Annotated in this window: 20 protein-coding genes and 1 riboswitch; of the genes, 9 read left to right on the plus strand and 11 right to left on the minus strand. The window is 53.4% G+C overall.

Annotated features, from left to right (window positions below):
• Positions 1-95 precede the first annotated feature (95 nt).
• Together ftsI and rlmA are read left to right on the plus strand one after the other, a co-directional pair.
• The gene (gene ftsI / locus QEN32_RS09695) at positions 96-1,841 is read left to right on the plus strand and encodes a peptidoglycan glycosyltransferase FtsI (protein WP_000730322.1); all 1,746 of its coding nucleotides are present in this window, start codon (positions 96-98) and stop codon (positions 1,839-1,841) included.
• A gap of 65 nt (positions 1,842-1,906) precedes the next feature.
• Positions 1,907-2,716 carry a 23S rRNA (guanine(745)-N(1))-methyltransferase gene (gene rlmA, locus QEN32_RS09700; RefSeq protein ID WP_183060835.1) on the plus strand — a complete coding sequence of 270 codons (810 nt, stop codon included), beginning with the start codon at positions 1,907-1,909 and terminating at the stop codon, positions 2,714-2,716.
• Here rlmA and mntP read toward each other — a convergent pair.
• The 5 genes from mntP to manX form a co-directional block, all read right to left on the minus strand.
• Positions 2,713-3,279 (minus strand): manganese efflux pump MntP, encoded by a 567-nt coding sequence (mntP, locus tag QEN32_RS09705; protein WP_001518359.1) that lies wholly within the window; start codon positions 3,277-3,279, stop codon positions 2,713-2,715. The genes rlmA and mntP overlap by 4 nt on opposite strands.
• Before the next feature lie 111 nt (positions 3,280-3,390).
• Positions 3,391-3,492, minus strand: a riboswitch (yybP-ykoY riboswitch).
• Between the two features lie 196 nt (positions 3,493-3,688).
• On the minus strand, positions 3,689-4,147 hold the full coding sequence (locus QEN32_RS09710) for a DUF986 family protein (RefSeq protein ID WP_183060834.1): 459 nt from the start codon (positions 4,145-4,147) through the stop codon (positions 3,689-3,691).
• A 58-nt stretch (positions 4,148-4,205) separates the two neighbouring features.
• Positions 4,206-5,057: a PTS mannose transporter subunit IID gene (locus tag QEN32_RS09715; protein ID WP_001518647.1), complete on the minus strand. Its 852-nt coding sequence runs from the start codon at positions 5,055-5,057 to the stop codon at positions 4,206-4,208.
• Positions 5,058-5,069: 12 nt separating this feature from the next.
• A complete protein-coding gene (gene manY / locus QEN32_RS09720) occupies positions 5,070-5,870 on the minus strand; it encodes a PTS mannose transporter subunit IIC (RefSeq protein WP_000406918.1) in 801 nt (266 codons plus the stop codon).
• 52 nt (positions 5,871-5,922) lie between these two features.
• Positions 5,923-6,891 (minus strand): PTS mannose transporter subunit IIAB, encoded by a 969-nt coding sequence (manX, locus tag QEN32_RS09725; protein WP_000150523.1) that lies wholly within the window; start codon positions 6,889-6,891, stop codon positions 5,923-5,925.
• A gap of 472 nt (positions 6,892-7,363) precedes the next feature.
• On the opposite strand from manX, the gene yoaE reads away from it, so the two are divergent.
• Positions 7,364-8,923, plus strand: coding sequence for a CNNM family cation transport protein YoaE (gene yoaE / locus QEN32_RS09730; RefSeq protein WP_000421815.1), 1,560 nt, complete (start codon positions 7,364-7,366; stop codon positions 8,921-8,923).
• 21 nt (positions 8,924-8,944) lie between these two features.
• Here yoaE and QEN32_RS09735 read toward each other — a convergent pair whose 3' ends face one another.
• The 4 genes from QEN32_RS09735 to pabB form a co-directional block, all read right to left on the minus strand.
• Positions 8,945-10,546, minus strand: coding sequence for a cyclic diguanylate phosphodiesterase (locus QEN32_RS09735; protein WP_001192523.1), 1,602 nt, complete (start codon positions 10,544-10,546; stop codon positions 8,945-8,947).
• Between the two features lie 137 nt (positions 10,547-10,683).
• The gene (sdaA, locus tag QEN32_RS09740) at positions 10,684-12,048 is read right to left on the minus strand and encodes an L-serine ammonia-lyase (RefSeq protein ID WP_000624276.1); all 1,365 of its coding nucleotides are present in this window, start codon (positions 12,046-12,048) and stop codon (positions 10,684-10,686) included.
• Between the two features lie 263 nt (positions 12,049-12,311).
• Complete coding sequence (locus QEN32_RS09745) at positions 12,312-12,890, minus strand: CoA pyrophosphatase (RefSeq protein ID WP_000381531.1); 579 nt, start codon at positions 12,888-12,890, stop codon at positions 12,312-12,314.
• A gap of 3 nt (positions 12,891-12,893) precedes the next feature.
• Complete coding sequence (gene pabB / locus QEN32_RS09750; RefSeq protein WP_265322386.1) at positions 12,894-14,258, minus strand: aminodeoxychorismate synthase component 1; 1,365 nt, start codon at positions 14,256-14,258, stop codon at positions 12,894-12,896.
• An 80-nt stretch (positions 14,259-14,338) separates the two neighbouring features.
• Here pabB and QEN32_RS09755 point away from each other — a divergent pair, with 80 nt between their 5' ends.
• The gene (locus QEN32_RS09755; protein ID WP_000457328.1) at positions 14,339-14,518 is read left to right on the plus strand and encodes a YoaH family protein; all 180 of its coding nucleotides are present in this window, start codon (positions 14,339-14,341) and stop codon (positions 14,516-14,518) included.
• Positions 14,519-14,523: 5 nt separating this feature from the next.
• On the opposite strand, the gene QEN32_RS09760 is transcribed toward QEN32_RS09755, so the two are convergent.
• Positions 14,524-14,868, minus strand: a complete 345-nt coding sequence (locus QEN32_RS09760; RefSeq protein ID WP_000029550.1) for a RidA family protein — start codon at positions 14,866-14,868, stop codon at positions 14,524-14,526.
• A gap of 130 nt (positions 14,869-14,998) precedes the next feature.
• On the opposite strand from QEN32_RS09760, the gene QEN32_RS09765 reads away from it, so the two are divergent.
• The 5 genes from QEN32_RS09765 (at position 14,999) to rnd (ending at position 21,405) form a co-directional block, all read left to right on the plus strand.
• On the plus strand, positions 14,999-16,909 hold the full coding sequence (locus QEN32_RS09765) for an ATP-dependent DNA helicase (protein ID WP_265322387.1): 1,911 nt from the start codon (positions 14,999-15,001) through the stop codon (positions 16,907-16,909).
• 57 nt (positions 16,910-16,966) lie between these two features.
• Positions 16,967-17,662, plus strand: a complete 696-nt coding sequence (tsaB, locus tag QEN32_RS09770) for a tRNA (adenosine(37)-N6)-threonylcarbamoyltransferase complex dimerization subunit type 1 TsaB (RefSeq protein ID WP_001221014.1) — start codon at positions 16,967-16,969, stop codon at positions 17,660-17,662.
• Between the two features lie 71 nt (positions 17,663-17,733).
• A complete protein-coding gene (locus tag QEN32_RS09775) occupies positions 17,734-18,315 on the plus strand; it encodes a Slp family lipoprotein (RefSeq protein WP_265322388.1) in 582 nt (193 codons plus the stop codon).
• 204 nt (positions 18,316-18,519) lie between these two features.
• The gene (fadD, locus tag QEN32_RS09780) at positions 18,520-20,205 is read left to right on the plus strand and encodes a long-chain-fatty-acid--CoA ligase FadD (RefSeq protein WP_000758418.1); all 1,686 of its coding nucleotides are present in this window, start codon (positions 18,520-18,522) and stop codon (positions 20,203-20,205) included.
• Between the two features lie 72 nt (positions 20,206-20,277).
• Positions 20,278-21,405 (plus strand): ribonuclease D, encoded by a 1,128-nt coding sequence (gene rnd / locus QEN32_RS09785; RefSeq protein ID WP_001109124.1) that lies wholly within the window; start codon positions 20,278-20,280, stop codon positions 21,403-21,405.
• Positions 21,406-21,526: 121 nt separating this feature from the next.
• On the opposite strand, the gene minE is transcribed toward rnd, so the two are convergent.
• Entirely contained in the window at positions 21,527-21,793 is a 267-nt protein-coding gene (gene minE, locus QEN32_RS09790; protein WP_001185666.1) for a cell division topological specificity factor MinE, read from the minus strand.

Here is a 21,793-nt window from a genome sequence, read left to right on the forward strand (position 1 = left end):
GCAAAGGCGCGAGGTTATTAGCATTGTTTTTTCTGGTTTTTCCGGCCGTTTCCCGTTAAATCAATCACCTGAAAAATGATTCGGCTGGAGATCAGGTGAAAAAGAAAAGCGACGGCGATACCCGTAATTTTACGCCCATACGTTTTGCACTACTTTGCACTGCCATTCTGCTCAGTATGGCATTGTTGTTAGGGCGGGTGGCATGGCTGCAAATTGTTACGCCGTCGAAACTGGTGAAACAAGAAGATATGCGCTCGCTTCGTGAAGTGACCACGGCCTCTCCACGCGGCATGATCACCGACAGAGAAGGGCGGCCCTTAGCGGTGAGCGTTCCGGTTAATGCTGTCTGGGCCGATCCGAAGACTATCATAAGCAAAGGCGGCGTTGGCTACAATGAGCGCTGGCAGGCGCTGGCCAGCGCCCTGCATCTGTCGCTCAGTACGCTTGCGGAACGGGTAAACAGTAACCCGGCAGGCCGTTTTATCTACCTTGCGCGCCAGGTTTCACCCCAGCAAGCCGAATGGATAGATAAACTGAATCTACCGGGTATCAACCTGCGGGAAGAGTCGCGCCGTTTTTACCCTGCCGGACACGTAGCGGCCAATTTGATCGGCTTTACCAATATCGACGGGCAGGGAATAGAAGGTATTGAAAAGAGCTTTAACGCGCAACTGACGGGAAAACCGGGCTCCCGACTGGTGCGTAAAGATAAATTTGGTCACGTTATTGAGAACATTACGGAAGTGAATCCGGTTCCTGCTCATGAACTTCAGCTTAGCATTGATGAACGTCTGCAAACGGTTACCGAAGATGCGCTGGATAACGCCGTCATCTGGAACAAAGCGGAATCCGGCGCTGCCGTATTGATTAACATCCCAACGGGTGAAATTCTCTCGATGGCGAGCTACCCGGATTTCAACCCGAACAATCGTGAAGGCGCGCAGTTGGACGATTTTCGTAACCGCGCGATTAGCGACACTTTCGAACCCGGTTCTACTGTGAAGCCATTGGTCATTATGACTGCGTTACAGCAGGGCATCGTGCAGCCGGACAGCGTTATCGATACCCATCCTTTTACTCTCGATGGACACCGTATCCGCGACGTCGGTTACTATCCGGAACTGACATTAACCGGCATTTTGCAAAAATCCAGCGATACCGGCGTTTCTCACCTTTCTCTGGCGATGCCGGTGCAGAAATTAATGGATACTTATAAAAGCTTTGGTTTCGGCGTGCCTACCGGACTGGGTCTCACCGGAGAGAGCAGCGGGTTATTACCGAAACGCCGTTACTGGAGTGATTTAGATCGCGCTACCTTCGCTTTTGGCTATGGATTAATGGTGACGCCGCTGCAACTGGCGCATGTTTATGCCACGATTGGCAGCTTTGGTATCTACCGTCCGTTATCGATCACCAAAGTTGATCCACCCGTGATCGGCACGCGAGTAATGCCGGAAGAACTGGTGCACGAGGTGGAACATATGATGGAGAGCGTCGCGTTGCCTGGCGGCGGCGGAACAAAAGCCGCAGTAAGAGACTACCGTATTGCGGTCAAAACCGGGACGGCGAAAAAAATTGGCGATGATGGTAAATACGTCGATAAGTATGTGGCATATACCGCAGGCGTCGCGCCGGCAAGTAACCCCAGGTTTGCGCTGGTGGTGGTGATTAATAATCCACAAAATGGGGCTTATTATGGCGGCGCGGTATCTGCGCCCGTATTCAGCCAGATCATGGGCGATGTGCTGCGGCTGGAAAATGTTGAGCCAGACGGTATGCCAGCCGATTCAGATCACCTTCTGGTGATGCATGGCAGCCACGTTGCGGTTCCGGGCTCGTAAAGGATTTTCCCGGGGCGCAATTCGCGTTACACTTGCGCCCTTTAGCGCCCCAGTCCGGAGTTGTCATGTCGTTTACCTGTCCGCTTTGCCATCAGCCGCTTACGCAGATGAATAACAGCGTTATATGTCCACAGCGCCATCAGTTTGATGTGGCGAAAGAGGGCTACATCAATCTGCTGCCGGTACAGCATAAACGTTCGCGCGATCCGGGCGACAGCGCCGAAATGATGCAGGCGAGGAGAGCGTTTCTTGATGCGGGCCATTATCAGTCGCTGCGCGATGCCGTGATTAACCTGTTGCGCGAGCGGCTGGATCAGTCGGCCACGGCGATTCTGGATATCGGCTGCGGCGAGGGGTATTACACTCATGCTTTTGCCGAGGCGTTGCCGGGAGTCACCACGTTTGGACTGGACGTTGCTAAAACGGCGATCAAAGCGGCGGCGAAACGCTATTCGCAGGTGAAGTTTTGTGTGGCGTCAAGCCATCGACTGCCCTTTGCCGATGCGTCAATGGATGCGGTGATCAGAATCTACGCCCCGTGTAAGGCGCAGGAATTGGCGCGTGTGGTGAAACCTGGTGGTTGGGTCGTTACCGCCACGCCAGGGCCGCATCATCTGATGGAACTAAAAGGGCTCATTTATGATGAGGTGCGTTTACATGCGCCGTATACCGAGCAGCTCGACGGATTCACATTGCAGCAGAGTATCCGCCTTGCTTATCACATGCAGCTCACCGCCGAAGCGGCTGTAGCACTGTTGCAAATGACGCCATTTGCCTGGCGCGCCAGGCCAGAAGTGTGGGAACAACTGGCTGCCAGCGCCGGACTTAGCTGCCAGACGGATTTCAACCTTCATCTCTGGCAGCGTAACCGTTAACCGTGAAAATGCGTCCAGAGGATCTGGACGCCAATTCCTATCAGTACGACCCCGCCGAGAATTTCAGCACGCTTACCCAGCATTGGGCCGATAAAGCGACCGATCATCATTCCGAGGGTGGACATGATAAGCGTGGCGCAACCGATAGCTAATGCGGTAGCGATGATGTTTACCTGCAAAAACGCCAGACCGACGCCAACCGCCATCGCATCGAGGCTGGTCGCGATAGCCGTCGTGACTAATAGCCAAAAGCTGTGGCGGCGTAACGGTGTTTCATCTTCATCACTACCGCCGCGGATACCTTCGATGATCATGCGTCCGCCCAGAAAGATCAGCAGAACAAAGGCTATCCAGTGGTTCCATTCCAGAACGAATTTACTCGCCAATATCCCCAGCCCCCAGCCGATTAACGGGGTCAGCGTTTCAACCGCGCCAAAGATAAGGCCGGTACGCAACGCTTCTGAGAATTTGGGTTTATGTAGGGTGGCGCCTTTGCCAATTGATGCCGCGAAAGCATCCATCGACATGCCGAAAGCGAGAAGAACAGTAGCAGTAAAGTGCATGACAACGTCCTGACCGGGGTATCCATTAAACACATCACTGCCCCCAGCAAACATGCATGTCGCCATTCTGTGACGAAATACACAGCAGTTGATGCGCCTATGGTCTCGCCTGACCAGCGGCGGCTGGTCCGTACGCGCCACGTTTTGCAACGAGTATGTTGACGCGTACATTTCCGGAGTCTGGAAATCGGCTACTCCCCAATTGACGGCGCAACATTAACATATTTTTAGAATATAAAACAACAGCGATAAAATATTATTTGCCTTCTAATTGAAAACGATTTTCATTTAGATTTATTCATCAATAAAACGTTAAATTAAATAACAATTGGCCAATAGAAAATATAGCCTTAGCTATATTATGATTCGAAATAAAATTCGAAAAACATAGTTGAGGCTATATCTTAGATTATTGATTTTCAATAAGAAGTTTATATATTTTTTCCAGATCGTCGATATTGCGTACACGGATAAGCAAGCGTCGTTGTTCTAATTGCATCACCAGTACGCCGTCTTCCGATAAATTCATCTCTTTAATACGGTTATATTCTATCCAGACATTGGCGAAGAAAAAGCCACGTTGTTTAAAGATGATCCGTGGCGTGCGGATCCAGAATATATAAAACCCCATTAACGCCAGCGCGCTTAATAACCATGTGGCCATCTGCGCTCCGTGGCTGGTTACGTTGTTATAAATAAGGATGGCGACCAGCCCAACGAAGATAACGCTGTCTACGCGACCGCGGCGGAGCAGGGCTATAGAAAGCAGAGTGGGGCCATTACGACGGGGCATGATGAACTGATCGTAGAGAGCGTAAGCCAATAATGCGGCAATAAAGAGAATCAGCACCAGGTCCGTGATAGTCATTTATCCTCCAGAGAAATAAAAAAACGGGGCCGTTTGGCCCCGGTAGTGTACAACAGTCTTACTGGCCCAGCAGTCCTACGGAGTAGCCGGCGATACCAATGACGAAGAAGCCCACGATAATCCACAGCGGGTTAACTTTCTTACGCAGCAGCCACATACAGGCAAAGGTCAACAGTAGCGGAACCAGACCCGGCATCAGCTGGTCGAGAATGGTTTGCACGGTGGTAACGCGTGTCTGACCATCCTGACCGGTGATGGTGGAGACCACCAGCGGGATATTCACATGCGTCCACTTGTTAACCAATGCCCCCATGACAAACAGGCCGAGGATTGACGCCCCCTCAGTCAGTTTTTGCAGGAAGCCGCCGCCCATATCTTTAACGATATCGACGCCTTTGCGGTAGCCATAAGCCACGCCATAATAACGGGTCGCCAGACGCACCAGGTTAAACAGGATGAAAAACAGCAGCGGACCAAGCAGGCTGCCGCTCATTGCAATACCTGCGCCCAGCGCCGCGAATACCGGACGGACGGTACCCCAGAAGATAGGGTCGCCGACGCCTGCCAGCGGTCCCATCAGACCGACTTTGATACCGTTGATAGCGCCATCGTCAATCTCTGCGCCGTTCGCACGCTTTTCTTCCATTGCCAGGGTCACGCCCAGTACCGGCGCCGCAACGTAAGGATGAGTGTTAAAGAACTCCAGGTGACGTTTAATCGCCTGTTTACGCGCGTCATTATTCTCCGGATACAGGCGACGAATCGCCGGCACCATAGAGAAGCAGAAGCCCAGCGCTTGCATACGTTCGAAGTTCCATGACCCCTGGAACAGGTTAGAACGAAGAAATACGCCGCGAATATCGCTCGGAGTGAGTTTTTTCTCGGTGGTAGTTTTAGTCATATCAACCATTTCGCTCACCTGTTAGTCCAGTTCGTTGTCGAGATCGTTATTGCCAGCAGCCGCTGCAGGCGCGCCCGCTACACGGTTGTATTTCGGGCTCAGCTGGATGTAAAGAATAGCCATCACTGCGCCGATGACACCCAGTGCGACCAGGTTGAAGTTTGTGAAAGCCGCGGTGACGAAACCGAGGTAGAAGAACGGCATCAGGTAGCCTGCGCGCATCATGTTGATAACCATCGCATAACCAACCACGACGATCATGCCGCCGGCGATGTTCAGACCGCCTGTGACGACTTCAGGAATCGCATTCAGCATTCCCTGTACTTCGCTGGTGCCTACGGAGATGGCAACGATAACCGCCGGGATAGCGATACGCATTGCCTGCAGGAACAGAGAAGAAACGTGCAGCCAGGAGAGCGCCGTCAGGTTGCCGTTTTCAGCCGCCTTGTCCGCCGCGTGCTGGAATGCCACGGTGATGGTACGTACGATAATGGTCAGTACCTGGCCTGCTGCCGCCAGCGGAATCGCCAGCGCGATACCGGCGCCAATGCTTTGATGCCCGGCGATGACCAGAACGGTAGAGATGATGGATGCCAGTGCGGCATCAGGCGCAACGGCAGCACCGATGTTCATCCAGCCCAGAGCGATCATTTCCAGAGTACCGCCGATGATAATACCGGTTTTCATGTCCCCCAGAACGGCGCCGATTAAGGTACAGGCGATCAGCGGACGGTGGAACTGAAATTCATCAAGTACCGACTCCATACCTGCGATACATGCGACGATGAACACCAGCACAATCTGAAGAGTGGTAATCTCCATTGTACTTCTCCTATTGCTATCTTAAGTGTGAAAGCTAATTAAATGCCGGCGGTTATTTCGCCACTTTGGCAATTAAATCCATCATTTTCAGTTTCGGATCGGTGGAAACTTTACGCACCTCAAGCTCGATGCCGCGCTCGTTGAGCTTTTTAAAGGCTTCGATATCCTTTTCATCGACGGAAACGGCGTTGTTCACCTGCGTTTTACCTTGACGATAGGCCATACCGCCAATGTTCACGGAAGTGACTTTCACGCCGCCCTCAACGATGCGCTCGACGTCGGTAGGATTGGTAAACAGAAGCATCACGCGTTCGCCGGCGTATTTCGGGTTATTGTAGACGCGAATCATCTTCGCGACGTCAACCACATGCGCCGTAACGCCCGGCGGCGCAACTTGCGTCAGCAGCGTTTTACGTACGGTATCCGCCGCGACTTCATCGCTCACAACAATAATACGGCTGACATTGGTCTCTTTGGTCCAGCGGGTAGCGACCTGACCGTGAATGAGGCGGTCATCAATACGGGCAAGCCCGATAACCATATAATCATTCGGGCCCATCGGTTTTGCCGGCGTGGCCGCTTTTGGCGCGGCGGCGACTGGCGCTGGCGCGGCTTTTTCTACCGGTTTCGCTTTCAGCGCTTTTACGCCTTCACGACCGGTTTCTACCGCCAGTGCGACCAGCTCGTCAAAGCTCGGATCGTCGTCACGAGCCATAAACGTTTCGACCAGCATCGGGATGTTGACGCCGGCAATAACTTCATAGCGCTCTTTATCGACGACAATGCGGCTGGCAGCATTAAACGGGCTGCCTCCCCATGTATCAACGAGAAATAGCACGCCTTTACTGGTATCGAGTTTAGCCAACTGAGCGTTGTACTTTTCGATCAGCGTTTCGGCATTTTCGCCTGGAACGAAATCGATCCAGCCGACGTTTTCCTGCTCGCCTAACAGCATTTCGGCTGTTTTAAGTAACTGCTCTGCAGCCCAACCATGTGTGCCTATAACAATAGCAATGGTCACTTGCTACCTCCTTTATTATTGTCAACACATCAACTTGACAGATGTATTTTTTGAATCGCCGTCCGCAAGCGAATCGATTCAGATGAGGGTTACAACGAAAAACGCATGATTTTCGTGAATTATTTTAGATATCGAAAAAAATATTTTGTGTGATGGAGATCCGTAATTTTGTTTTCGATAATGAGAAATTTCGAAGTGTAAAATATCCCGGTTACATCTCTTTGCAAAGGAAGGTAAATCTTTGCCAAAAACCAGTTGTCTCTGTTATGTTTAGCTTCCGTTTAATTAGAATGGGGTATAGGGCAGCAGCCCGTTGTATGGATCGTCACCGACGTCATTTCACTCTTTGGCCGTTTTGCGCCTGTCAACCTGGCATATCTTGCCATAGCCTTACTTTGTTTATTGCGTTACCGCCTGCATCCTTTGAGATGTTGTGGGCGCCGTTTAGTCATTCCTTAAGCAGGAGCTTGTCATGGAATTATTAATGGATCCCTCAATTTGGGTGGGTTTACTCACGCTCGTCGTCCTGGAAATTGTCCTGGGTATCGATAACCTGGTCTTTATCGCGATCCTCGCCGATAAATTACCGCCAAAGCAGCGTGACAAAGCGCGTCTTATCGGGCTCTCGCTGGCGCTGATTATGCGTCTGGCGCTGCTGTCCATTATTTCGTGGCTGGTGACCTTAACAAAGCCGCTCTTTACCGTCTGGGATTTTACCTTCTCCGGCCGCGATTTAATTATGCTGCTGGGCGGTATATTCCTGCTGTTTAAAGCGACCACCGAGCTGCATGAACGTCTGGAAAACCGCGAGCATGACACCGGACACGGTAAAGGCTATGCGAGCTTCTGGGTGGTAGTCACGCAGATTGTCATCCTGGATGCGGTCTTCTCGCTGGACGCCGTGATTACGGCGGTAGGTATGGTAAACCATCTGCCGGTTATGATGGCGGCGGTGGTGATTGCGATGGCGGTGATGCTACTGGCGTCAAAACCGCTGACCCGTTTTGTCAACCAGCATCCGACGGTGGTGGTGCTCTGTCTGAGTTTCCTGCTGATGATCGGCTTGAGCCTGGTGGCGGAAGGGTTTGGTTTCCATATTCCGAAAGGCTACTTGTACGCGGCAATTGGTTTCTCGATCGTTATCGAGGTGTTTAACCAGATTGCGCGCCGCAACTTTATTCGTCATCAGTCCACGTTGCCGCTACGCGCGCGTACTGCGGACGCTATCCTGCGTCTGATGGGCGGTAAACGCCAGGCGAGTACGCAACATGAGACGGATAGCCCGGCCGCGATATCGGTGTCGGAAGGCGCCTTCGCCGAAGAAGAACGCTACATGATTAACGGCGTACTGACTCTGGCGTCGCGCTCCCTGCGCGGCATTATGACGCCGCGAGGCGAAATTAGTTGGGTGGATGCGAATCTCAGCGTAGCTGAAATCCGTCAGCAGTTACTCTCTTCTCCGCATAGCCTGTTCCCGGTATGTCGGGGCGAGCTGGATGAAATTATCGGTATCGTTCGGGCGAAAGAGTTGCTGGTGGCGCTGGAAGAGGGCGCGGACGTTGCGGCTATCGCCGCGTCTTCTCCGGCGATAGTGGTGCCGGAAACGCTTGATCCTATCAATCTGTTAGGCGTTTTGCGTCGCGCGCGCGGCAGTTTCGTTATCGTCACTAACGAGTTCGGCGTGGTGCAGGGGCTGGTTACGCCGCTGGATGTGCTGGAAGCGATTGCCGGTGAGTTCCCGGATGCCGATGAAACGCCGGAAATCGTTGCCGATGCCGAGGGCTGGATAGTGAAGGGCGGCACCGATCTCCATGCGCTACAGCAGGCGCTGGAAGTTGACCATCTGGTGAACGAAGAGGGCGATATTGCGACGGTCGCGGGGTTAGTGATCGCCGCTAATGGCCATATTCCTCGTGTAGGCGATGTCATTGATGTTCCGCCCCTGCGGATCACCATTGTCGAGGCCAACGACTATCGTGTCGATCTGGTTCGGATTGTTAAAGAACAGCCTGCCCACGACGAAGAGGAATAACGTCACACGCAGGAATCAAGTCTATAGATGCGGCATCGCGGACATAATCTGTCCGTTATGCCGGGCGGGCGGCGGCGCGCTGCCCGCCAGCCACTGTGGAAATTCGCTAATGGGCATCGGCTTCGCATAGAGATAGCCCTGTAACATTTGCACGCCATGCTGGCGCAAATGCTGTGCCTGCGTCTGGTTTTCGACCCCTTCCGCCACCAGTTCAATATTCAGTCTTTGCCCCAGCGCGATAATAATATCGGTCACCGTTGAATTGACCGCATCGGTACCGATGGCGGCGGTGAAGGATTTATCGATTTTCAAAATATCCGGCCGCAGTTTTTCCAGCCAGGAGAGCGAGCTGTTTCCTGTGCCAAAATCATCGATGGCTAACTTCACGCCTTTACGATGCAGCTCGCGCATCAGGCGGTAATCAACGTCAAGCAACGCGTCGCGTTCCGTGAGCTCCAGCACCAGTTGCTGAACAGGTTCCGCACTAAACCAGTACTGATTAAGATCTTTGAGAAGCACGCCGTGTCGGAAATGGCTTGCCGCCACATTGATGCCGATATGAAACTGATGGTTGATGGGGAAGTAGTGCCGCTGCCGAATGGTTTCCGCAATCACATAGCGGGTCAGCGGCGCTATCAGGTTATGCTCTTCAGCGATAGGAATAAAAACATCCGGAGAGATCCAGCCCTGGCGCGGGTTGTTCCAGCGTAACAGGATCTCAACGCCGGTACACTGCTGCGTGCGGGCATTAAGCAACGGCTGACAAAATAGCTCAAACTCCCGTTCGGCAAGGGCCAGATTAATCTCCCAGGAAAAGCTCATTCTGCTGGCCGTCGCCAGCCAGGCGATATAACCGATCAACAGGCTAAGCAATACGGCCAGCGGTAACTGTGTCGGGAGATGTTTGAACGCCAGTACGCCTGCCGACGGCCCGCTGACGCTGATAGTAAAAGGGAAATGCCGCGATGAAAGCTGGTAACGCTCTTCATCTTTTTTTAATTCCGGAAGAGTATCGACCACGCCCCGACCATATAACAGGTGCCGTTTGCCGACCGTCAGGCTGGCGCTGGTAATTTGCGGCTGCTGTGGCTCAAGTAGCATGGTCGCCAGCAAGTCAATATTCACAATTTCCATCACGCCATCCTGGCCATCGGCAGAGGCGGGATACCACTGAATGAGAATCGGGCTTCCCTTGAGTAACGATTGATCCGTGGAAAGTAGCAGCAGATCGCCGACTGCGGGAAGATCGGGTTGAAGCTGGCGTATGGGAGTATTACGGGCGCCAAAAATGCTTGAGCAATAGAGAATTCCCTCTTTCACCAGCCCGATAGAACGAATGGTTTGCAGGCGCGCGGCTTGCTTACGCAACGGCAAATGCGCGGTCGCGCACGGAAGCTCAAGCAAGGGTAGCAGTATGTTTCGTCCGACCAGGAGAGGATGCAGCACATTATCCAGCGCATCAACGGCATGATTCGCGAATGCAACCGTGCGATGGTGATTTAAGTTCCGCTCCGAAATAAATCGGATGCTCAGCGTAAGAATGAGCGTGACCAGTGCACAAATCGTGCAAACAATGAAACGATTACGGCGATAATGATTGATGATCCGTTGTGCTGTTTGCATGCGGGCCGCCCAATAAGCGTTGGCGACAAAAGCCAACCGCGACACAGCAAGTGTAGTGGGGAAACGTGGAGTCGACGAGGAAGAGATAAAAATTTCGCCCATCCGTAGCAGATGGGCGAAGGGAGGGGAAATGGCGTTTAATCACACTGGACTTTAATGGCCAACCCGCCGCGCGACGTTTCGCGGTATTTTGCGTTCATGTCTTTTCCGGTCTCGTACATCGTTTCGATGACTTTATCCAACGAGACGCGCGGCGCGCTGGTTCGACGCATGGCCATACGCGCAGCGTTGATCGCTTTAACCGAAGCAATGGCGTTACGCTCAATACACGGCACCTGCACCTGACCGGCAACCGGGTCGCAGGTCAGCCCCAGGTTATGCTCCATGCCGATTTCAGCGGCAACGCAAACCTGTTCCGGGCTGGCGCCCAACAGTTCAGCAAGGCCTGCCGCCGCCATCGAACAGGCGACCCCGACTTCGCCCTGACAGCCGACTTCCGCGCCGGAAATAGACGCGTTCATCTTATACAGCGCGCCAATAGCGCCTGCCGCCAGGAAGTAGCGGGTGTAAATATCCGGGCTGACAGACTCAATAAAATGGTCGTAGTAAGCCAGTACCGCAGGCACGATGCCGCACGCGCCGTTGGTTGGCGCCGTCACGACGCGACCACCTGCGGCGTTCTCTTCGTTCACCGCCAGAGCAAACATGTTCACCCAGTCAATGACGTTCATCGGATCGTTGGAAAGCTTATCGCTGGAAACCAGCATACGACGCAGCGCGGAGGCGCGACGCGGTACGCGCAGCGGCCCCGGCAGAACGCCTTCGGTATTCATACCGCGATCAATACAAGCCTGCATGGTTTGCCAGACGTGACCGAAATACTCTTCAATCTCTTTCTTGCTATGCAGCGCCAGTTCGTTTTGCATCACCATGCCGGAGAGTGAAAGGCCGGTACTGTTGCAATACTCCAGCATTTCTTTCGCCGATTTAAACGGATAAGGTACAGTAACCTCATTCGTCGCTTCCTGGCCGAAATGCTCTTCATCAACGATAAAGCCGCCGCCGATGGAATAGTACGTCTTGCTATAAATGACCGTGTCGTCATGCCAGGCGTGGATCTGCATCCCGTTTTCATGCAGCGGCAAATTGCCGTTGTGAAAACGCATTCCGTCATCTTTCGGGAAGTCGACTTCGTGACGTCCCTGGGCCAGTAACAGACGCTCGCGCGTTTCGACGTCGCGAATAAAACCGGGGATACTATCAATATCCACGGTAGCGGGTTCATTACCCGCCAGACCCATAATAATGGCGATATCGGTATGGTGACCTTTCCCCGTCAGCGACAGCGAGCCGTAGACATCGACAGCGACGCGGGTAACGTTATCCAGTAATCCTTTTTCGACCAGGTCATCGACGAACTGTTTACCGGCCTTCATCGGGCCAACAGTGTGGGAAGAGGAGGGACCAATCCCTACCTTAAACATGTCGAATAGGCTAATCACGATAATACTCCTGACAGGGCAACCGGGGCTTCCGGTTACGATGTTATAACTGCGCATAGTGTAAGAGGGAACGCTGGCATCAGCTTAACTATTCACATGAATTAAACTAATGAATAACCGCGTTTTTACTAATATTGCGACAGTAATCTCAAGTCGTGTCTTGCGCGCGTAAAGTTAAGTATATACACGTTGCCCTTCAGGCTGCCTCTTTGGGGGAGGCGATTGTTACCGCCTTGAGGCAACGTGAATGGCGTTGTGTACAGTCAGGGCTTTACGCCGATTTGCAGCGCCAGCTCACGAAGAATGTTTGCGGTCATGCCCCAGACGAAATAATGCTCATACCAGGAGAGCCATACGCGGTGCGAATTGCCGCGACGGTAAACATCAAGCGGGTGATATCGACCCAGTTGCAACGCTTGCGCCAGCGGCATTTCAAACACAGCAGACACTTCGTCTTCACTGGCGCGCCAGGGGAGATTTGGCGGAATAATGCCGACCACCGGGGTGACCTGAAAACCGGTCACGCTGTCTACCGGCGGTAAAACGCCAATCACTTCCACGGCTTGTGGCGGGATGGCGACTTCCTCCTGCGCTTCGCGAAGCGCTGCGGCGATAAGCGAAGCATCGGTACTGTCCACGGCCCCGCCGGGAAAGGCGACCTGTCCGGCGTGTTTGCGCAAATGAATAGCCCGCTGGGTCAGCAGCAGCCCCGGTTGGGGGCGGCGAACCACAGGGATCAGTACGGCGGCCTGACGTTGGTTTAACGTTTCATGAGTTATCTGCGGGCGCAAAAGCTGAAAGCGCGATAAGAAATGATCGAGCGTCAGACGGCTGGTATCCACGTATTAGTTCTCCAGTGGGTGCAGGATACGATTAACTTTATCAAAAGTTTCCTGATATTCCGCTTCTTCGTTGCTATCGGCCACGATACCGCCGCCGGCTGAGCAATAGAGTTGGCCCTGCGTTGCCGTGACGGTGCGGATAGTAATACTGGTATCCATCTTGCCGCAGAAACTCAGATAACCGATGCTACCGCACCAGGCGTTGCGTCGCTGCGGCTCCAGTTCGTCGATAATTTCCATTGCCCGCACTTTAGGCGCGCCGGTAATGGAGCCGCCGGGGAAAGCCGCGCGCAGCAGGTCGGTGGCATGAAGCGAGTCCGGTAAACGGGCGGTAATGGTGCTAACCAGATGGTGAACGGCAGGAAATGGTTCGACGACGAACAGTTCCGGCACTTTCACCGAACCCGGCACGGCGACCCGGCCAATGTCGTTACGCATCAAATCGACGATCATCAAATTTTCAGCGCGATCTTTCATTGAATTAGCCAGTTTCTGCGCCTGCTGACGATCCGCCTGCGGATCGTTAAGCCGTGGAAGCGTACCTTTGATCGGGCGCGTCTGAATATGACCATTCTCCAGTTGGATAAAACGCTCGGGAGAAAGGCTCAATATGGCGCCGTCATGTAAACGAAGAAAGGCGCTGAACGGGGCGCGATTTGCGCGGTTAAGGCGTTCGAAAGCCTGCCATTCATCACCCTCGTAGCTCGCCTGAAAACGCTGGGAAAGATTGACCTGATAGCAGTCCCCGCTGTGCAGCCAGGCCTGCACCTGACGAAACTTCTCGCCATACTCGCAACGCGTCATATTGGATTGCCAGGCTGAGGTAAGCCTGAAGGGCGTGCGGGTCGGCGCGCGCTGGCTGGTGAGCCAGCGATATCGGGCGTCTGCATCGTGATAGCTTATCAGCGACACTACCTGTTTATGGTGATCGACAATCAGCGCCCAGTCGTAAAGGCCAATCGCCATATCGGGTAAAGCGATATCGCGCGCGGCAGTATCGGGCAAAATTTCGAAACGCCGCCCTAAATCATAACCAAACAGACCCAGCGCGCCGCCCTGAAAGGGTAAGTCAGGGTCAGGCTGAGGATGAAAAGGCAGCGCCTCCAGTTGAGTCTGCAAAACGTGTAACGGATCGTCGAGAGTGACGGTAGTCGTGCGCGCAGTACATACCGTGGTTTCCTGCGCGCGCGTGGTCAGCGTGGTGACAGGATCGGCGACCAGAATATCAAAACGGTTATAGGGATGAATAGCATCACCTGAATGCAGCAGCATCGCCCATGGCAAATGGTTTACGGGCGCAAAATAGTGTTCAGCGGCGTCCGGACGCCAGGGTAAGGTGATAACAATGGGAGATAACGTCTTCATCATTCCTGACTCGTTACAACACTACTGGCTTACCGCCGGGTAGCGTGAAATAATTAGCGCTAACAATTTAGCAGGAGTTAATCATGTTTGCAGGTTTACCTTCACTCAGTCATGAACAACAGCAAAAAGCCGTAGAACGTATCCAGGAATTGATGTCGCAAGGTATGAGCAGCGGAGAAGCGATTGCCCAGGTGGCGGGCGAACTTCGCGCCAACCATACCGGCGAACGGATAGTGGCGCGTTTTGAGGATGAAGACGAATAACCGGCTTATACCGCCGCGACAATCTTAATCTCAACTTTATATTTCGGATTCATTAACCCGGCCTGTACGGTACAGCGTACCGGCGCATGGCCTGCGACGACCCACGCATCCCACGCCTTATTCATGGCGGCAAAATCCGCTTTATCACTCAGGAAAATAGTGGCATCCAGAATACGTGACTTACTGGAGCCCTGTTTTTCCAGCACCGCATCAATTTGCGCCAGAGTATTCGCCGTTTGCTCAAAAGCATCGGCGTCCAGGTTTTCCGGCACGCCGGTATACCACAGCGTATTATTGTAGATCACCACGTCTGACCAACGATCTTCGGCATCAATACGCACGATAGACATCACTTATTCCTCATTTGCTTTTCATTTGAATGGCTCAAGACTGCCACAATGTGTCGTCGCCGTCACCTCTGTAGCTGGCGTAAGCCTTTCTACCCTGACATAATCCCTGTGCAAATTAACAGGGGGCAGTGTGACGGACGATTTTGCAGCAGATGGCCAACTGGCCAAAGCGATAACTGGCTTTAAACCGCGCGAACCACAGCGGCAAATGGCGGTTGCCGTGACACAAGCGATTGAAAATGCGCAGCCTCTGGTTGTTGAAGCCGGCACCGGAACCGGGAAGACCTATGCTTACCTCGCTCCGGCGTTGCGCGCCGGGAAAAAAGTCATTATTTCGACCGGGTCGAAAGCGTTGCAGGATCAACTCTACAGCCGCGATCTGCCGACGGTAGCAAAAGCGTTGGCATTTACCGGTAAGACGGCCCTGTTGAAAGGACGTTCAAACTACCTCTGCCTGGAGCGGCTGGAACAACAAGCGCTGGCGGGCGGCGATTTACCGGTACAAACGTTAAGCGACGTGATATTGCTGCGCTCCTGGTCAAATCAGACGCGGGATGGCGATATCAGCACCTGCGTCAGCGTGGCGGAGGATTCCCAGGCCTGGCCGCTGGTCACCAGTACCAACGACAACTGCCTTGGCAGCGATTGCCCGCTCTACAAAGAGTGCTTTGTGGTGAAAGCGCGTAAAAAGGCGATGGACGCGGATGTGGTGATTGTAAACCACCACCTTTTTCTTGCGGATATGGTGGTTAGAGAGAGCGGGTTCGGCGAACTTATCCCTCAGGCTGAAGTAATGATCTTCGATGAAGCCCACCAACTGCCTGACATCGCCAGCCAGTATTTCGGACAATCGCTCTCCAGCCGTCAGTTGCTGGATTTAGCAAAAGACATCACCATCGCCTACCGGACGGAACTGAAAGACACTCAACAGTTGCAAAAATGCGCCGATCGCCTTGCCCAGAGCGCCCAGGATTTTCGTCTGCAACTGGGGGAGCCCGGCTACCGGGGAAATTTGCGTGAACTGTTAGCCGACCCACGTATCCAACGGGCATTTTTACTGCTGGATGATACGCTGGAGCTTTGTTACGACGTGGCGAAGCTGTCGCTGGGCCGTTCGGCGCTGCTGGATGCGGCTTTTGAACGCGCCACGCTATACCGTTCACGGCTGAAACGCTTAAAAGAGATCAATCAGCCGGGATACAGCTACTGGTATGAGTGCACCTCGCGCCATTTCACCCTGGCGCTGACGCCGCTCACCGTGGCGGACAAATTCAAAGAGGTGATGGAACAGAAACCCGGTAGCTGGATTTTTACCTCGGCCACGTTGTCGGTAAATGATGATCTTCACCACTTTACCGCCCGTCTGGGAATTGAACAGGCAGAATCCATGCTACTGCCCAGCCCATTCGACTATACGCGCCAGGCGTTACTCTGCGTACCGCGTAACCTACCGCAAACCAACCAGCCCGGCGCGGCGCGACAGTTGGCGGCTATGCTCAGGCCGATTATCGAAGCCAATAACGGGCGATGTTTTATGCTGTGCACCTCGCACGCCATGATGCGCGATCTGGCGGAGCAGTTTCGCGCCACCATGACACTGCCAGTATTATTGCAAGGGGAAACCAGTAAAGGCCAACTGTTACAGCAATTTGTTAGCGCCGGCAACGCGCTGCTCGTCGCCACCAGCAGCTTCTGGGAAGGGGTGGACGTGCGCGGCGATACGTTATCTTTGGTGATTATCGACAAATTGCCGTTTACCTCCCCGGACGACCCGCTGTTAAAAGCGCGAATGGAAGACTGTCGTTTGCGCGGTGGCGATCCGTTTGATGAGGTTCAACTGCCCGACGCGGTGATTACGCTGAAGCAGGGGGTGGGGCGGCTGATTCGCGATGCGGACGATCGCGGGGTGTTAGTGATTTGTGATAACCGGCTGGTGATGCGGCCCTATGGCGCCACGTTTCTCGCCAGCCTGCCTCCTGCGCCGCGCACGCGTGATATCGCCCGTGCCGTTCGCTTTCTTGCGATTCCATCCGCCGAGTAATTTGTTACGGAGTATGGTAAGATGCGCGCTATTTTATTGATCTAAGCACGAAACCTCATGCGAATTCTGGCTATCGATACCGCCACAGAGGCCTGTTCTGTCGCCCTGTGGAACAACGGTACTATCAATGCTCACTTTGAGCTTTGTCCACGAGAACACACTCAACGTATCCTGCCCATGGTGCAGGAGATTCTGGCCGCCAGCGGCGCCTCGCTCAATGAGATAGATGCGCTGGCGTTTGGGCGCGGTCCGGGCAGCTTTACCGGCGTGCGTATCGGCATTGGCATTGCGCAAGGGCTGGCGTTAGGGGCAAATCTGCCGATGATCGGTGTTTCGACGCTTGCCACGATGGCGCAGGGCGCATGGCGTAAAACCGGCGCGACCCGCGTACTCGCCGCGATTGACGCGCGGATGGGCGAAGTGTACTGGGCGGAATACCAGCGTGATGCGCAGGGCGTCTGGCAGGGCGAAGAGACGGAAGCGGTGCTGAAACCGGAACGGGTCGGCGAGCGGTTGAAACAGCTTTCCGGCGAGTGGGCGACCGTAGGAACGGGTTGGTCCGCGTGGCCCGATCTGGCGAAGGAGTGCGGCCTGACGCTTCATGATGGGGAGGTGTCGCTCCCGGCAGCGGAAGATATGTTGCCCATCGCCAGTCAAAAGCTGGCGGCAGGAGAGACCGTTGCCGTGGAACATGCCGAGCCGGTTTATTTGCGTAACGAAGTGGCGTGGAAGAAACTTCCCGGCAAAGAATGACTCTCACTACTATTACCCCCCATACTTTATGCTGTGGGGTGGAATAGAGGTCGAGAAAAAGGAGTCGCATCATGGCGGTTCAAAAAAGGTTAATAAAAGGGGCGCTGGCGTGCGCTTTTGCGCTTATGCTGAGTGGTTGCGTGACTATCCCGGATGCCATTAAAGGTTCGAGTCCGACGCCGCAGCAGGATTTGGTGCGGGTGATGAATGCGCCACAGCTCTATATCGGGCAAGAGGCGCGTTTCGGCGGTAAAGTTGTGGCGGTACAAAATCAGCAGGGAAAAACCCGGCTTGAAATCGCGACCGTACCGCTCGACAGCGGCGCGCGTCCTGTTCTGGGCGAAGCCTCGCGCGGCAGAATTTTTGCCGATGTGAACGGTTTTCTGGACCCGGTGGACTTCCGTGGCCAGTTAGTTACCGTTGTCGGCCCGATAACCGGCACGGTTGACGGTAAAATCGGCAATACGCCGTATAAATTTATGCTGATGCAGGCTACCGGCTATAAACGCTGGCATCTTGTTCAGCAGGTCGTCATGCCTCCACAGCCGATCGATCCGTGGTTTTACGGCGGACGTGCCTGGCCTTATGGCTATGGCGGTTGGGGATGGTATAACCCTGGACCCGCGGAGGTTCAGACGATAGTAACAGGGTAACTCTTTGTTTTATCAATAAAAGAAACAGCGGCTGGTCCGCTGTTTCTGCATTCATAGAGACATAATAAAAATAAATAGTGACGCGCTTCGCAACCTTTCAGTTGCGTAATTAATAAACTGGTACGCTGAGTTAATATAATGTTAACGACTTGTTTATTAACTGGGGTTGTGATGACGACGAACACTCATTTTAGAGGTGATGCATTGAAGAAGGTTTGGCTTAACCGTTATCCTGCTGATGTTCCGGCGGAGATCAACCCTGACCGTTATCAATCCCTGGTTGAACTGTTTGAACATGCGGCGACGCGCTATGCCGATCAGCCTGCGTTCGTCAATATGGGGGAGGTAATGACCTTCCGCAAATTAGAAGAACGTAGTCGGGCATTTGCGGCTTATTTACAACAAGGGCTGGGACTCAAAAAAGGCGACCGTGTGGCGCTGATGATGCCAAACCTGTTGCAGTATCCCGTCGCGCTATTTGGTATTTTACGCGCCGGCATGATTGTGGTGAACGTTAACCCGCTTTACACGCCGCGCGAACTTGAGCATCAGCTTAACGATAGCGGCGCGGCGGCAATCATTATTGTTTCTAACTTTGCCCATACGCTGGAAAAAGTGGTCGAGAAAACGTCGGTACAGCACGTTATTCTGACGCGGATGGGCGACCAGCTTTCTACCGCCAAAGGTACGGTTGTTAACTTTGTCGTGAAATACATCAAGCGTCTGGTGCCAAAATACCACTTGCCAGATGCGATCTCGTTTCGCAGCGCGCTACAGCATGGCTACCGTATGCAGTATGTAAAACCCGAGGTTGTCGCTGAAGATCTGGCTTTCCTGCAATATACCGGCGGTACGACGGGCGTGGCGAAAGGCGCGATGTTGACCCACCGCAATATGCTGGCGAATCTGGAGCAGGTGAAAGCGACCTATGGGCCGCTGCTGCACCCGGGGAAAGAGCTGGTAGTGACCGCGCTGCCGCTGTATCACATTTTTGCCTTAACCATGAACTGTCTGCTTTTTATCGAGCTGGGTGGGCAAAACCTGCTGATTACCAATCCGCGTGATATCCCCGGCCTGGTCAAGGAGCTGGCGAAATATCCATTTACGGCGATGACTGGCGTTAATACGCTATTCAACGCTCTGCTCAATAATAAAGAGTTTCAACAGCTGGATTTTTCTTCGCTGCATCTGTCAGCCGGCGGCGGGATGCCGGTACAAAATGTCGTTGCGGAACGTTGGGTAAAGCTGACCGGGCAATACCTGCTGGAAGGCTACGGGCTGACCGAGTGCGCCCCGCTGGTGAGCGTCAACCCGCATGATATTGATTATCACAGCGGCAGTATCGGCCTGCCAGTACCGTCAACAGAAGCCAAACTGGTGGATGACGATGACAACGAAGTCGCGCCGGGTGAGGCCGGAGAGCTTTGCGTGAAAGGTCCGCAGGTTATGCTGGGATACTGGCAGCGTCCTGACGCGACGGATGAAATCATTAAAGATGGCTGGCTGCATACGGGCGATATTGCGGTTATGGATGAAGACGGCTTTCTGCGGATTGTCGATCGTAAGAAAGATATGATTCTGGTTTCTGGTTTTAACGTTTATCCAAACGAAATTGAAGATGTGGTGATGCAGCATTCTGGCGTGCAGGAAGTTGCGGCGGTTGGCGTGCCTTCCGGTAGTAGCGGCGAAGCGGTGAAGCTTTTTGTGGTTAAGAAAGATCCGGCATTGACTGACGATGCGTTGATCACCTTCTGCCGTCGCCATCTGACCGGATATAAGGTGCCCAAACAGGTCGAGTTTCGCGAGGAATTACCAAAATCTAACGTTGGGAAAATTTTACGACGAGAACTGCGTGACGAAGCCCGTGGCAAAGTAGACAATAAAGCCTGAGCGTTAAGTCAGCTAACGAGAGACGCCGGTTAAGCCGGCGTTTTTTTTGGCGCGAACCAAAGAGAACACGATTTGAATTACCAAATGATTGAAACGGACGATGCGCTGGCGAGCCTGTGTGAGGCTGTCCGCGCATGTCCGGCTATTGCTTTAGATACGGAATTTGTCCGTACCCGCACCTATTACCCGCAGTTAGGATTGATACAGTTATTTGACGGGGCAAATGTCGCCCTGATCGATCCGCTCGGCATCAGCGACTGGTCGCCGTTAAAAGCGGTGCTGCGCGATACGGGAATCACCAAATTTCTGCACGCGGGTAGCGAAGATCTGGAAGTATTTCTGAATGCGTTTGGCGAACTGCCGGAACCCCTGATTGATACGCAAATTCTGGCGGCGTTTTGCGGGCGCCCGCTGTCGTGGGGGTTTGCGGCGATGGTAGAAGAGTATACGGGCGTGGCGCTGGATAAAAGCGAGTCTCGTACCGACTGGTTAGCCCGGCCTTTAAGTGAACGTCAGTGTGAATACGCGGCGGCGGATGTCTGGTATCTGTTACCGATCGCCAAAAAGCTGATGATTGAAACTGAAGCCGCAGGATGGCTGCCTGCCGCGCTTGATGAATGCCGATTGATGCAGCAGCGTCGTCAGGAGATTCAGGCACCGGAAGAAGCATGGCGGGATATCACTAATGCCTGGCAACTGCGTACCCGCCAGTTAGCCTGTCTGCAACTTTTAGCTGACTGGCGGCTACGTAAGGCGCGTGAGCGCGATATGGCGGTGAACTTTGTTGTGCGTGAAGAAAACCTGTGGGCGGTCGCGCGTTATATGCCGGGCAGTCTCGGTGAGCTGGATAGCCTGGGGCTTTCCGGCAGCGAGATTCGTTTTCACGGCAAGACGTTGATATCGCTGGTGGCGAAAGCACAGGCGTTACCGGAAGAGGCATTGCCGGAACCCCTGTTGAATCTGATGGACATGCCGGGCTATCGCAAAGCGTTTAAGGCCATCAAAGCGCTGGTGGCGGAGGTGAGCGCGTCGCATCACGTCAGCGGCGAGCTACTGGCATCGCGTCGGCAGATTAATCAGTTGCTTAACTGGCACTGGAAATTAAAACCGCAAAATGGGCAACCGGAATTGATTTCCGGCTGGCGCGCCGAACTGATGGCGGAGAAGTTAACTCTTCTGTTGCAGGAGTACCCGCGTTAACGGCGGTAATTGCCGGGAAAACGGCCAGTGAAATAAATGTCCGTATCCGGAATAATGTAAAAAAATAAAAAAGGCAGATTCTTCTGCCTTTTTTAATCCAGGAATTTTCCCATAAAAGAGCTTATTTTGACTCTTCGGCTTCCGGCAGCGTTACGTTAAGTTCAAGGATGGAGATATCACCATCTTTTTGCTCAAGCTGGACGGTAACCATTTCCGGATCGATTTGTACGTATTTACAAATGACCTCAAGAATATCTTTACGTAACTGCGGTAAATAATGCGGTTCGGCATCGCTACGGCGACGTTCCGCGACAATGATTTGCAACCGCTCTTTTGCAATATTAGCGGTACTCTTTTTCCGCGAGAGAAAAAAATCCAGTAATGCCAT

The organism is Salmonella sp. SA14318 (assembly GCF_029866905.1).
GTDB lineage: Bacteria > Pseudomonadota > Gammaproteobacteria > Enterobacterales > Enterobacteriaceae > Salmonella > Salmonella enterica.